The sequence below is a fragment of the Kitasatospora sp. NPDC051170 genome, from assembly GCF_044455705.1.
Classification (GTDB): Bacteria; Actinomycetota; Actinomycetes; order Streptomycetales; family Streptomycetaceae; genus Kitasatospora.
The window spans coordinates 17,355-30,932 of sequence record NZ_JBITFA010000002.1; the positions used below are offsets into that span (position 1 = coordinate 17,355).

Genomic DNA, 13,578 nt, shown 5'->3' on the forward strand with positions numbered 1-13,578 from the left:
CGGGGGTGGTGGCGGGCCTTGCTGGAGTGTCCGCACGGGACCTTGGGCGGCCCCTGAGGGTGGGTGGGGAGGAGCTGGAATACGGGGAGGTCCGGTCGCGCATCGGGGACCGGGAGTGTCCTGACGCTCCCACGCCCTCCGCGTGCTCGTGCTGTCGGCGATGCGTCCGAGCAGCTTACGACGGACGAAAGGGGCGAAGCACGCGGGCGCAGCCCGGTGTGGCGCCGCAATTCGGGGGAAATGCCGTGCATCGCGGGCCCGGCCGCAAGGATGGCCCGGAAGGATCACCTCCGGGTGGTTCCGACGGGCGGGGCACCATGGCCCGTACGGAGTGCCACGCGCGGCCCGGAAGTGGCCCGGTCCGGCCGGAGTGCGACCGGTGGGACGCATGCGCCGGGTGGTGCGCCGGTGGTACACCCGGCGCGCGCTCCGGAGCGGGGCGGGCGGGCCGGAAGGCGACCGGGGCGGGGCACTGTTACCCTGGTATCCCGTGGACCGGTGGGGATGAAACGCCCCGGACCAGCCGAACCGACGACCCCCAGAGCGCCGTGCACCGCACAGGCCTCCCGTCGCCCGGCGACCCCGTGAGCCTCCCACCACGTCACCTTCGACAAGCGACCCACGGGAGCCCCCTCTTGGCACAGCCCCATTCCGGCAAGGCAGCGAACGGCCGCGCCGTGACGACCAAGCACCTCTTCGTCACCGGGGGTGTCGCCTCTTCGCTCGGCAAGGGGCTCACCGCCTCCAGCCTGGGCGCGCTGCTCAAGGCCCGTGGCCTGCGCGTGACGATGCAGAAGCTCGACCCGTACCTCAACGTGGACCCGGGCACGATGAACCCGTTCCAGCACGGTGAGGTCTTCGTCACGGACGACGGCGCCGAGACCGACCTCGACATCGGTCACTACGAGCGCTTCCTCGACACCAACCTGCACGGCTCCGCGAACGTCACCACCGGCCAGGTGTACTCGACGGTCATCGCCAAGGAGCGCCGCGGCGAGTACCTGGGCGACACGGTCCAGGTCATCCCGCACATCACCAACGAGATCAAGTCCCGGATCCGCCGCATGGCGACCGAGGACGTCGACGTGGTGATCACCGAGGTCGGCGGCACCGTCGGCGACATCGAGTCGCTGCCGTTCCTGGAGGCCGTCCGCCAGGTCCGCCACGAGGTCGGCCGGGACAACGTGTTCTTCGTGCACGTCTCCCTGCTGCCGTACATCGGCCCCTCGGGCGAGCTGAAGACCAAGCCCACCCAGCACTCGGTGGCCGCCCTGCGCAACATCGGCATCCAGCCCGACGCGATCGTGCTGCGCGCCGACCGCGAGGTGCCGCAGGCCATCAAGCGCAAGATCTCGCTGATGTGCGACGTGGACGAGGAGGCCGTGGTCGCGGCCATCGACGCCAAGTCGATCTACGACATCCCCAAGGTGCTGCACGGCGAGGGCCTGGACGCGTACGTGGTGCGCCGCCTGGACCTGCCGTTCCGCGACGTGGACTGGACCACCTGGGACGACCTGCTGCGCCGCGTCCACGAGCCGCAGCACATCGTCAAGGTCGCCCTGGTCGGCAAGTACATCGACCTGCCCGACGCCTACCTGTCGGTGACCGAGGCGCTGCGCGCCGGCGGCTTCGCCAACAACGCCCGCGTCGAGATCAAGTGGGTCACCTCGGACGACTGCGAGACCCCCGAGGGCGCCCAGGAGCAGCTCGGCGACGTGGACGCGATCTGCATCCCCGGCGGCTTCGGCGACCGCGGCGTCAACGGCAAGGTCGGCGCGATCACCTTCGCCCGCGAGAACAAGGTCCCGCTGCTGGGTCTCTGCCTGGGCCTGCAGTGCGTGGTCATCGAGGCCGCCCGCAACCTGGCCGGCCTGCCGGAGGCCAACTCCACCGAGTTCGACGCCGCCGCCAAGCACCCCGTCGTCTCCACCATGGCCGAGCAGCTGGCCATCGTCGACGGCAAGGGCGACCTGGGCGGCACCATGCGCCTGGGCCTGTACCCGGCCAAGCTGGCCGAGGGCTCGATCGTGCGCGAGGTCTACGACGGCGAGCAGTACGTCGAGGAGCGCCACCGCCACCGCTACGAGGTCAACAACGCCTACCGCGCCGACCTCGAGAAGACGGGCCTGCAGTTCTCGGGCCTCTCGCCCAAGGGCGACCTCGTCGAGTACGTCGAGTACCCGCGCGAGGTGCACCCCTACCTGGTGGCCACCCAGGCCCACCCGGAGCTGAAGTCCCGCCCGACCCGCCCGCACCCGCTCTTCGCGGGCCTGGTCAAGGCGGCCATCGAGATCAAGACCGCGGGCGAGTAGTCCACGGTTCATTCACGGTCGTTCACCGGACGGCGGTCCCGCGATTCCCGCGGGGCCGCCGTCCGGCGTTAGATTGTGTCGTACTGACGAAAAGGGGAGTGCGATGGAGCAGCAGGGGATCTTCGACGTGGCCGAGGAGTGGGAGGTCCGCGGCGGCACGACACCGTTCCAGGGCAGGGTCACCGGCGTACGCAGCGAAGAGGTCCTGATGCCGGACGGCAGCTGGGCCCGCCGCGACTACCAGACCCACCCCGGTTCCGTCTCCGTGCTCGCCCTCGACGCCGAGCGGCGGGTGCTGGTGCTGCGCCAGTACCGCCACCCCGTGCGCCAGCGGCTGTGGGAGCTGCCCGCGGGCCTGCTGGACGTGCCCGGCGAGAACCCCTGGCACGCCGCGCAGCGCGAGCTGTACGAGGAGGCGCACTGCAAGGCCGACACCTGGCGCGTCCTCGCCGACTACTACACCTCCCCGGGCGGCACCGACGAGGCGCTGCGGATGTTCGTGGCCACCGACCTGTCGGCGGCCGAGGGCGAGCGCTACGCGGCGGAGGGGGAGGAGCAGCAGATCGAGGTCGCCTGGGTGCCCGTGCCGGAGCTGATCCGGCTCATCCAGGCCGGCGAGCTCCACAACCCGACGCTGATCACCGGCACCCTCGCCGTGCACGCCGCGCTCACCTCCCCGGGGGGCTTGGACGCGCTGCGCCCGGCCGACTCGCCGTGGCCCGCTCGGCCCTTCGAGGGCTGAGGTTGATTCGCCCGGGTGATTCGCCGGTTCGTACGACCGGATGTCACCTCGGCCGAACCTGACGGTCGAACTACGCTTCGTGGTCAGGGCGCCCGTTCCGGGTGCCCCGCCGAGCGCGGATCCCGCGCCCGGCCTCCGAGCGCCGGACGACGTCGGGAGTGGCACGGGTGGCGAGGAAGAGCGCGACGATGGACCCCGGCCCCGACGCACCCGCCGGGGCCGTTCCCGGTCTGGAACGGCTGCCCGCCGGCCCCGCGCTGTTCGCCGGGCGCCGCACCGAACTCGCCGCGCTGCGGGCCGCCGCCGCCCGTCCGGCCAGCGGGCGCTGCCCGGTGCTGGTACTGGCCGGGCGCCCCGGCTCCGGCCGTACGGCGCTGGCCGTGCGCTTCGCCCGCACCTGCGCCGCCGACTTCCCGGACGGCGTGCTCTTCGCCCGGCTCTCCGCCCCGGACGGCTCCCGGGTGCCGCCGGCCCGGGCCGCCCGGCAGCTGCTGGAGCAGCTCGACCCCGAGGCGGCCGTGCCGCTGCCCGGCGCCGCCGAGGACGGGCGGGAGGAGCCCGGCTGCGTGGCGCTGCGCGAGGCACTGGCCGGGCGGCGGGTGCTGCTGGTGCTGGACGACGTGCGCGACGCCGGGCAGCTGTGGCCGTTGCTCGCCGACGAGAGCGGCTGCCTGGTGCTCGCCACCACGGCCGGGCCGCTCACCGGGATCGAGGACATCGACCCGGTGATCCTCGGCGGCCTGGACCGGCGGGCCTCCGGCGAGCTGCTCGCCGACCTGGTCGGCGGCACCCGCATCTCCTGCGACCCGGTCGGCGCGGCCGACCTGGCCGAAGCCTGCGGCTCCCGGCCCGCCGCGCTGCGGCTGATGGCGGGCTGGCTGCGGGGCAACCCGAAGGTCGCCGTGGCGGACGCGGCGCGGGAGCTGCACCGGGCGGTGGGGGAGGAGGCGGCGGAGAAGCCCGCGGAGAAGTCGGCGGAGAAGGCTGCCGGGAAGTCGGCCGAGAAGCCGGCGGAGAAGAAGGCCCCGGCGGAGCGGAAGGGGACCGATCCGGAGCCCTCCGCCGGGACCGGGGCCGAGCCCGCCACGGGGACGAACGGGTGGGTCAGGCCCGCCCCCGAGCCGGCCGGGCCGGTGCCCGTGCCCGACAACGACCCGCTGGTCGGCGCCTTCACCCTGCTGCACCGCACGCTGCCGCCCGTCCAGGCGCGGATGCTGCGCACCCTGACCCTGGCCCCGGCGCAGACGGCCGACGCCCGTACCGCCTCCGCCCTGGTCGGCTGCCCGGCGCCGGAGGCGGCCGCGACCCTGGCCGCGCTGGCCGAGCGGGAGCTGCTCGGCGAGGAGGCGCCCGCCGCCGACGGCACCGCGCGCTACCGGGTGCCCGGGCGGCTGCACCCCCGGCTGGTGCGGCTGCGGGAGAAGGAGGACCGGCCGGCCGAGACCGAGCTGGCCCGGGCCCGGCTGCTGGAGCGGCTCGTCCGGCTCACCGAGGCGGCCCGCGCCCTGCTCGACCCGACGGGCGGCCCCGCGCCCGACCCGCTGCCCGCCGCGCTGCGGCTGCGCTCGGCCGCGCACGCGAGGCAGTGGCTGCTCGGCGAGCGGGAGGTGCTGCTGGGCGCCGTCGCCGACGCGATCGGCCAGGGGGACCTGGACGGCTCGGCGGGCCGGCTGGTCACCGCGCTGCTGCGCACCCTCCCGCTGGCCGGGGCCGCCGCCCCCGCCGACCTCTACCGGCTGCACGAGCTGGTGCTGACCGTCGCCGAGCGCCACGGCCGCCCCCGCCGCGCCTCGGCCGCGCTGCTCAACCTCGGCGACCTCCAGGCCGCGGCCGGCCGCTGGGAACAGGCGTCCGGGCACTACCGGGCCGCCCTGGAGCACGCCCGGACGGCGGGGGACGAACCGCTCTGCGCCCGGGCGCTGGAGGGCGCGGCGGGCTGTCACCGGGCGCTCGGGGACCCGGTGCGCGCCGCCGACTGGTACGGGCGGGCGCTGGGCCTGCGGCAGTCGCTCGGCGACCAGGCCGCCGAGGCCCGGCTGCTGGCCCGGGTGGCCGAGGCGCACACCGCCCAGCGCCGCTTCGAGGAGGCCGACCGCGAGTACCGCGCCGCGCTGGCGGTGCTGCGCCGGACGGGCGACGAGCGCGGCCGGGAGGCGGTCGCCGCCGCCCTCGCGGACCTGCGGGAACGCGTGGAGGGCGGGTGGTGAGGACGGTTTCGGGAGTATCGTCGAAGATGCCCGGTTGGTGCCTATTGCGAGGGTAAGTGGGTGAGGAAGCCTACGAACCTGCCAATGCGCTCGGCAAAATTAGTCACTTTGGAAGGCTGACACGCCGACTGGGCTTCATTACACTCGAACTCAGTCGCGCAGCGTTCCCCTGCCCCGGGCTGCCCGGAGGCTTCCCCACGTGCGCGTAGCCCACCGGTATCTCTCCGGTCGGGACCCCCATGGCAAGAGGACGTGTTCAGTCGTGAAGGTCGGCATCCCCCGCGAGGTCAAGAACCACGAGTACCGCGTGGCCATCACGCCCGCCGGCGTGCATGAGCTGGTCCGCAACGGCCACGAGGTCTACATCGAGGACAACGCCGGTGTCGGCTCCTCGATCCCCAACGAGGAGTACGTCGCCGCCGGCGCCTCGATCCTCCCCACCGCCGACGAGGTGTGGGCCACGGCCGACCTGCTGCTGAAGGTCAAGGAGCCCATCGCCTCCGAGTACCACCGGCTGCGCAAGGGGCAGACCCTCTTCACGTACCTCCACCTGGCGGCCGACCGCGCCGGCACCGACGCGCTGATCGCCTCGGGCACCACCGCCATCGCGTACGAGACCGTGCAGCTGCCCAACGGCGCCCTGCCGCTGCTCGCCCCGATGTCCGAGGTCGCGGGCCGTCTGGCCCCGCAGGTCGGCTCGTACCACCTGATGCGTCCGGCCGGCGGCCGCGGCGTGCTGCCCGGCGGCGTGCCCGGCACCCACCGCGCCAAGGCCGTCGTCATCGGCGGTGGCGTCTCCGGCTGGCACGCGGCCACCATCGCCATCGGCATGGGCTACGACGTGACCCTGCTCGACCGCGACATCAACAAGCTGCGCGAGGCCGACCGCGTGTTCGGCACCAGCATCAAGACCGTCGTGTCGAACGCCTTCGAGCTCGACAAGGCCGTCACCGAGTCCGACCTCGTCGTCGGCGCCGTCCTGATCCCGGGCGCCAAGGCCCCCAAGCTCGTCACCAACGAGCTGGTCTCCCGCATGAAGCCGGGCTCCGTGCTCGTCGACATCGCCATCGACCAGGGCGGCTGCTTCGAGGACTCGCGTCCGACCACGCACGACGACCCGACCTTCACGGTCCACAACTCGGTCTTCTACTGCGTGGCCAACATGCCGGGCGCCGTCCCGAACACCTCCACCTACGCGCTGACCAACGCGACGCTGCCGTACGTCGTCGAGCTGGCCAACCGTGGCTGGAAGGACGCGCTGCGCCGCGACGCCGCGCTCGCCAAGGGCCTCAACGTGCACGAGGGCCAGATCACCTTCCCGGCCGTGGCCGAGGCGTTCGGCCTGGAGTCGGTCTCCCTGGAGAGCGTGCTCGCCTGAAACACCTGACCGCACGGCGGTCGTTCGCCCCCGACCTGATCGCTTCGGGCCGGGGGCTTCGCCGTGCCTGTGAACAGTGGGCGACATGGGCGGGTCGCTCTGTCGTCAATTTCGGGCGGTCGTGTCACCCGACCGCACCCGGGTGTGGAAAGGTCGGGGTCCCGGGGCTGCTCATCCCTTGACAGGAGCCCGGCCGACAGTCGACACATCCTGCCCACTACCGTGGATTGTGTTGCTGCGAACGCCTTGAACGGCCTAGAGTCGCAAACCGTCGGCATGCTGCCACGCTGACGAATCGACATAGAGTCCTGGATGCCCAAGGAGGTAAGACGACTTGTGAATGAGTCGACAATTGCTCCCGGGGGTGGTCAGCCAGGACTGGCGGAGCTCACCGCCGGCCAGCCGAGTGAGGAGCCCGGGGCCCGGCAGCCCTCCGTGGGCTCGGCCGAGGTCGGCTCGGTCGCACTCCGTACCTTCGAAGCTCGCCAGAACACAGCACAGGTGACCACGGTGACCGATCACGACGCCGACCTGGCGGCCTACGGCCTCGCCTACGGCGAGTTCGCCTACGGCGCCTACGACGACCCGGACGCGGAGTACGAGCCGGACCCGGAGTACGCCGCCACCCTGGCCCCCGACGCCGCGCGCCAGCGCCGCGAGCGGATCGGCCCCACCGGCCGTCCGCAGCCGTACTTCCCGATCCCCGCGCCGGTGGCCGAGCACGGCCCCGCGCAGATCATCGCCATGTGCAACCAGAAGGGCGGCGTCGGCAAGACCACGTCGACCATCAACCTGGGTGCGGCGCTGGCCGAGTACGGCCGCCGGGTCCTGCTCGTCGACTTCGACCCGCAGGGCGCGCTCTCGGTCGGACTGGGCGTCAACCCGATGGAGCTGGACGTCACCGTCTACAACCTGCTCATGGAGCGGGGCCTGACGGCCGACGAGGTGCTGCTCAAGACGGCCGTGCCGGGCATGGACCTGCTCCCGTCCAACATCGACCTCTCGGCCGCCGAGGTGCAGCTGGTCAGCGAGGTGGCCCGGGAGTCCGCGCTGGCGCGCGCCCTGAAGCCGCTGCTGCCCGACTACGACTTCGTCATCATCGACTGCCAGCCCTCGCTGGGCCTGCTGACGGTCAATGCCCTGACGGCCGCTCACAGCGTGATCGTGCCGCTCGAGTGCGAGTTCTTCGCGCTGCGCGGCGTCGCGCTGCTGACGGAGACCATCGAGAAGGTGTGCGAGCGGCTCAACCCCGACCTGCGCCTGGACGGCATCCTCGCCACCATGTACGACTCGCGCACCGTGCACAGCCGTGAGGTGCTGGCGCGGGTCGTCGAGGCGTTCGGCGAGCACGTCTTCCACACCGTCATCGGGCGGACCGTGCGCTTCCCGGAGACCACCGTCGCCGGCGAGCCGATCACCACGTACGCGACCAACTCGGTCGGTGCGGCCGCCTACCGCCAGCTCGCCAGGGAGGTGCTCGACCGGTGCCGCCCCGCCGAGTGAGTCTCCCGGGTGCCGACGAGCTGTTCCGGACCACCGGGGGGATGGCGCTCTCGCCGTCCCTCGCGCCGCGTCCGGCCGCCGAGGCATCCAGACCGGAGACCGCGCGGAGCGTCGACGGCACGGACGGGACGGACGGCGCCGAGACCCCGCAGGGCGCCCCCGAGGGCCGGGAGGAGCGCCGGGACGAGCGCGGGGCCGGTGACGGGCGCCGGCAGAGCGCCTCCGTGCCCGCGCAGCCGCCCGTCCAGCGGGCGGCGGGCACGGCGGGTGCGGCCGGCACGGGTTCGGTCGGCGCGGGTGCCGCAGCGGCGGCCCAGGCCGCCGCCAGGGGCGCCGCAGGCGCTCCCGCGGGCCGCCAGCACCCCGGCGGGGCCGAGGAGCAGGCGACGGCCGCCTCGGGGCGCGCCAGGCCGCGTGGACGGGCTCCGCGCCGCCCCAGCGGGCGCGAGCGGCACGACGAGAAGATCACCGTGTACGTGTCCGCCGAGGAGCTCATGGACCTGGAGCACACCCGGCTGGTGCTGCGCGGCGAGCACGGCCTGGCCGTGGACCGCGGGCGGATCGTCCGGGAGGCCATCGCGGTCGTCCTGGCGGACCTGGAGCAGCGCGGGGAAGCCTCGATCCTGGTGCGGCGGCTGCGCGGGCGCTGAGCCCCGGTGAGCCCCGTCTGCGGCGTGTCGTGAGGGCCCCGGGGCGGGGCCGGCGGCGCGGACGGGTGAAGATGGACCGCCATGCCGAGTACCGCCGAACCAGCCGCCAGCACCGCGAACGCGACCGAGGACGAGTCGCGCGGCGGCTTCCGGGTGCGGCTGGACAACTTCGAAGGCCCCTTCGACCTGCTGCTGAGCCTGATCGCCAAGCACAGGATGGACGTGACCGAGGTGGCGCTCGCCACCGTCACGGACGACTTCATGGCGCACATCCGGGCGATGGGCCCGGACTGGGACCTCGACGCCGCGACGGAGTTCCTGGTCGTCGCCGCCACCCTCCTCGACCTCAAGGCCGCCCGGCTGCTGCCCGCCGCGGAGGTCGAGGACGAGGAGGACCTCGCCCTGCTGGAGGCCCGTGACCTGCTGTTCGCCCGGCTGCTGCAGTACCGGGCGTACAAGCGGGCGGCGGCGGTGCTGGGCGAGCGCTGGGCGGCCGAGCTGCTCAGCCGGCCCCGTACGGTCGGACTGGAGCCCCGGCACGCCGAGCTGCTGCCCGAGGTGGTCATCACCATCGGGCCGCAGCGTTTCGCCGAGCTGGCGGCCAGGGCGATGGAGCCCAAGCCGAAGCCCGTGGTCTACGTGGACCACATCCACACCCCGCCGGTCAGCGTGCGCGAGCAGGCGGCGCTGGTGGTCTCGCTGCTGACCGAGCTGGGCGAGGCGTCCTTCCAGGAGCTGGTCCGGGACGCGCCGGACACGCTCGTCGTCGTCGCCCGCTTCCTGGCGCTGCTGGAGCTGTACCGGGAGAAGGCGCTCGACTTCGACCAGCCCGAGGCGCTGGGCGAGCTGCGGGTGCGCTGGGTGGCCGAGCCCGGGCGGGCGGTGGTCGAGGTGACGGACGAGTTCGACCGGCCGGTGGAGGCCGAGAAGGCGCAGGAGGAGGTCGGGCGCGGATGAGCGGCGTGGACGAGGGCGGCGGGCGGCCGGTGCGGCGCCCGCTGGGGCTGCCGGGGCAGCCGAGGGCGCAGGAGTGGCTGGAGCCGGTCTTCGAGCTGCTCCCGGACCCGGACCTGGAGCCGCTGCCGGTGCCGGAGCCCGTGGTGGAGGCTGTCGGGCCCGAGGAGCCGCGGATCGTGCACCAGAAGTCGGCCCCGCCGACTTCCGGCGTCGTGGAGGCCTCCGATCCGGCGCTGAGGGCCGACCTGGAGGCGATCCTGATGGTCGTCGACGAGCCCGCGCGGGAGGAGCGCCTCGCCTCGGTGCTGGAGCGGCCCCGGGCGCAGGTGGCCGCCGCGCTGCACGAACTCGCCGCCGAGTACACCGCCCAGGGCCGCGGATTCGACCTGCGGCCGGTGGCCGGGGGCTGGCGCTTCTACAGCCGTGACCTGTGCGCTCCGGCCGTCGACCGCTTCGTCCTGGACGGCCAGCAGGCCCGCCTCACCCAGGCCGCGCTGGAGACGCTGGCGGTCGTCGCCTACCGCCAGCCCGTGTCCAGATCGAGGGTCTCGGCCGTCCGCGGTGTGAACTGTGACGGAGTGATGCGTACCCTGGTACAGCGAGGACTGGTGGAAGAGGCCGGATCCGAGCCCGAAACAGGTGCGATCCTGTATCGGACGACGAACCACTTCCTGGAACGGATGGGGCTCCGCGGGCTGGACGAGCTGCCGGAACTCGCACCCTTCCTGCCCGAGGTCGACGACGTGGAAGCGGAGTCCCTGGAGGGCACGATGATCGCGGAGGCGATCGCCGCCGCGCAGACCGCGGCGGGTGATGGCGAAGCCGATGGGGCTGCGCCCGATCGGTAGGGGGCGGTGAGGTCGGCCGAGACGACCGCACGGCCCAGACGGAAAAACGACGTACGGACATTTCATGCGCAGCAGTGGCAACGGCAGGAACAGCGGCGGCGGCGGCAGCGGCCGCGGCGGACAGGGCGGGGGCCGGGGCGGCTCCTACGGCGGTAGTGGCAGCGGCGGTGGCCGCGGAGGCTCCGGCTCGGGGTCGGGCTCGCGCGGGGGTTCGTACGGCGGTGGCCGGGGCGGCTCGGGCTCGGGCGGGGGTTCGTACGGCGGTGGCCGCGGCGGCTCCGGTGCGGGGTCGGGTTCGCGCGGCGGCTCGTACGGCGGTGGCTCGTACGGTCGTGACGACCGCCGCGACGACCGTCGGGACGACCGGCGCTACCCGGACCGCCCGCTGCGGCCCGAGGAGCGCAAGTACGACCGCCCCGAGTTCGGCGGCGGCCCCAACGCCACCCCCGCCCGCGGCGGCTTCTCCGGCCGCAAGCCCGGCCCGGCGCCGCGCCCGCGCCGCGAGGGCCAGGGCGCCCCGGGCGACCCGCGCCGCCAGCCGCAGCGCTCCCGCGAGCTCCAGGCGAAGATCGAGGACGCCGTTCTTGCCCGGCACGACAAGCCGGTCGTCAAGACGCCCAAGACCTTCGGCGAGCCCGAGGGCGAGCGGCTGCAGAAGGTGCTCGCCCGTGCGGGCATGGGCAGCCGCCGGGCCTGCGAGGAGCTGATCGAGCAGGGCCGCGTCGAGGTCAACGGCAAGCGCGTCACCGAGCAGGGCAAGCGCGTCGACCCGGAGAACGACGAGATCAAGGTGGACGGCCTGACCGTCGCCACCCAGTCGTACCTGTTCTTCGCGCTCAACAAGCCGGCCGGCGTCGTCTCCACCATGGAGGACCCGGAGGGGCGCCAGTGCCTGGGCGACTACGTGACCAACCGGGAGACCCGGCTGTTCCACGTCGGCCGGCTGGACACCGAGACCGAGGGCATCATCCTGCTCACCAACCACGGTGAGCTGGCCCACCGCCTCACCCACCCGCGCTACGGCGTGACCAAGACCTACCTGGCCGCCATCCAGGGCCCGATCCCGCGCGACCTGGGCAAGCAGCTGGCCAAGGGCATCGAGCTGGAGGACGGCTACGCCCGCGCCGACAGCTTCAAGGTCATCTCCAACGTCGGCAAGAACTACCTGGTCGAGGTGACCCTCCACGAGGGCCGCAAGCACATCGTCCGCCGGATGCTGGCCGAGGCCGGCTTCCCGGTCGAGAAGCTGGTGCGCACCCACTTCGGGCCGATCGCGCTGGGCGACCAGAAGTCGGGCTGGCTGCGCCGCCTGACCAACCCGGAGGTCGGTCAGCTGATGCACGAGGTCGGTCTGTAGGACCGGTCCGGTTCCGGGCAGGGCCCCGCTCACATCCGATGTGGGCGGGGCCCTGCCGCGTTTCCGGGCCGTACGCGCTGTGAGGACGGGCTCACGCCCTGGTCAAGGGCAGGTCCTGCCCTGGCTCCGGCCTTGTCAGCGTCATGATCCGTGGCAGAGGATGGCCACCCGGACCACCGCCCGCCACGTGGCGGGACCGCGCCACCGGGCGCCCGCGGGTCCGTGACCGGGGCGAACAGGGGGAGACGGCGTCGTGTCCGATGCACCGCTGACTGCGTTGGGGCTGGCCGAGCAGGACGGGCAGGTCTACGCGGCGCTGGTGGCCAATCCGCAGTCCACCGCGGAGGAACTGGCCGCCGGCTGCGGCCTGACGCTCCAGCAGGGCGTGCGCGCGCTGGACCGGCTGGCCCAGCAGGGCATGGCGACCCGCGCGCCGGTGGACCGCCACCGCTACCTGCCCGTCGCCCCGGACGTCGCGATCGGCACCCTGATAGGCCACCGGGAATCCGAACTGCGCCACGCCCGCGCCGAGATGCACCGGCTGATGGACGCCTTCCGGGAGGCCTCGCGCTACACCGACCCGGCGCACTCGGTGGAGGTGCTCACCGGCGGGGAGGCCATCGCCCAGCGGCTGGAGCACATCACCGAGACCAGCCAGTACCAGGTGCGCGGCTTCGACCGCCCGCCGTACATCCAGGACCCGGTCGGGCCGATGCCCCTGCAGCGGCGGCGGCTGCGGGAGGGGCTGAAGTTCCGGACCGTCTACGACCGGGAGGCCGTGGCCTGGCCGGGCCGGCTGGAGCGCAGCATCCTGGTCGGGGTCGCGGACGGGGAGGAGGCCCGGGTGAGGCCCGCCCTCCCGATGAAGATGATCATCTCGGACGACCGGATGGCGGTCATCCCGATCAGCGTGGGCGACAGCGTGCTCGACGCCGCGTACGTCATCCACCCCTCGGCGCTGCTCCAGGCGCTGGACGCGCTGTTCGAGGCCGAGTGGGAGCGGGCCGTGCAGCTCCAGGCCGCGATCGGCTCCGGCGAGGCCGGCCTCGAGCCGGAGGCCGACCACCGCAAGCTGCTCGGGCTGCTGGCGGCCGGGCTGACGGACGAGTCGATCGCCCGCTCGCTGGGCTGGAGCGCCCGCACCACCCAGCGGCGGCTGCAGGCGCTGATGCGCTCCCTGGGCGCCACCACCCGCTTCCAGGCCGGGATGGCGGCCCGGGAGCGGGGGTGGCTGTGACCGGCGGCGTCAGCTCCAGGGGCTGAGGGAGGCCCAGCGGCCGTCCGGGCCCCGCAGGACCTTCTCCAGGCCGACCACCGCGGTGCGGTTGAGCCGGCCGTAGATGTGCGGGAACAGCACGCCGGGTGCGGTGCCGGGCGGCGGGGCGCCGTTCGGGGCCTCCCACTTGACCATCGGCTCGACCAGCGACTCCTCGATCAAGAGCACCATCAGCGGATCGGGCGTGTCGGCGAAGAAGGAGTTGGCCACGGCCAGCACCGTCCGCTCGTCCGGCGAGCAGTGGATGAACCCGTCGGTGAGCAGCGAGGCGGCGGCGTACGGACGGCCGGGGTCGGACAGCCAGTCGTCGAGGGGGGCGAGGTGCAGGATCATGTTCCTGTTGTACCC

11 protein-coding genes are annotated in these 13,578 nt (G+C 73.5%); 10 read left to right on the forward strand and 1 reads right to left on the reverse strand.

Annotated elements, in window-relative coordinates; genetic code table 11:
* Window positions 1-635: 635 nt before the first annotated feature.
* The 10 genes from ACIBCA_RS04080 to ACIBCA_RS04125 all read left to right on the forward strand — a co-directional run bounded on the left by ACIBCA_RS04080 (window position 636) and on the right by ACIBCA_RS04125 (window position 13,191).
* The gene (locus ACIBCA_RS04080) at window positions 636-2,312 is read left to right on the forward strand and encodes a CTP synthase (RefSeq protein ID WP_396281255.1); all 1,677 of its coding nucleotides are present in this window, start codon (window positions 636-638) and stop codon (window positions 2,310-2,312) included.
* 103 nt (window positions 2,313-2,415) lie between these two features.
* The gene (locus ACIBCA_RS04085; protein WP_396281256.1) at window positions 2,416-3,054 is read left to right on the forward strand and encodes an NUDIX domain-containing protein; all 639 of its coding nucleotides are present in this window, start codon (window positions 2,416-2,418) and stop codon (window positions 3,052-3,054) included.
* A gap of 167 nt (window positions 3,055-3,221) precedes the next feature.
* Window positions 3,222-5,261 (forward strand): AAA family ATPase, encoded by a 2,040-nt coding sequence (locus ACIBCA_RS04090; protein ID WP_396281257.1) that lies wholly within the window; start codon window positions 3,222-3,224, stop codon window positions 5,259-5,261.
* A gap of 262 nt (window positions 5,262-5,523) precedes the next feature.
* A complete protein-coding gene (gene ald / locus ACIBCA_RS04095) occupies window positions 5,524-6,639 on the forward strand; it encodes an alanine dehydrogenase (RefSeq protein WP_396281258.1) in 1,116 nt (371 codons plus the stop codon).
* Window positions 6,640-7,074: 435 nt separating this feature from the next.
* Complete coding sequence (locus tag ACIBCA_RS04100; protein WP_031076941.1) at window positions 7,075-8,142, forward strand: ParA family protein; 1,068 nt, start codon at window positions 7,075-7,077, stop codon at window positions 8,140-8,142.
* Between the two features lie 41 nt (window positions 8,143-8,183).
* Window positions 8,184-8,792, forward strand: a complete 609-nt coding sequence (locus ACIBCA_RS04105) for a hypothetical protein (RefSeq protein WP_396281259.1) — start codon at window positions 8,184-8,186, stop codon at window positions 8,790-8,792.
* A gap of 81 nt (window positions 8,793-8,873) precedes the next feature.
* Window positions 8,874-9,749, forward strand: a complete 876-nt coding sequence (locus ACIBCA_RS04110) for a segregation and condensation protein A (protein ID WP_396281260.1) — start codon at window positions 8,874-8,876, stop codon at window positions 9,747-9,749.
* A 260-nt stretch (window positions 9,750-10,009) separates the two neighbouring features.
* Window positions 10,010-10,597: an SMC-Scp complex subunit ScpB gene (locus tag ACIBCA_RS04115; protein WP_396281789.1), complete on the forward strand. Its 588-nt coding sequence runs from the start codon at window positions 10,010-10,012 to the stop codon at window positions 10,595-10,597.
* 64 nt (window positions 10,598-10,661) lie between these two features.
* Window positions 10,662-11,954 carry a pseudouridine synthase gene (locus ACIBCA_RS04120; protein ID WP_396281261.1) on the forward strand — a complete coding sequence of 431 codons (1,293 nt, stop codon included), beginning with the start codon at window positions 10,662-10,664 and terminating at the stop codon, window positions 11,952-11,954.
* Between the two features lie 253 nt (window positions 11,955-12,207).
* A complete protein-coding gene (locus ACIBCA_RS04125) occupies window positions 12,208-13,191 on the forward strand; it encodes a helix-turn-helix domain-containing protein (RefSeq protein WP_396281262.1) in 984 nt (327 codons plus the stop codon).
* Window positions 13,192-13,200: 9 nt separating this feature from the next.
* Here ACIBCA_RS04125 and ACIBCA_RS04130 read toward each other — a convergent pair whose 3' ends face one another.
* Complete coding sequence (locus ACIBCA_RS04130; protein WP_396281263.1) at window positions 13,201-13,563, reverse strand: DUF952 domain-containing protein; 363 nt, start codon at window positions 13,561-13,563, stop codon at window positions 13,201-13,203.
* Between the last annotated feature and the right edge of the window lie 15 nt (window positions 13,564-13,578).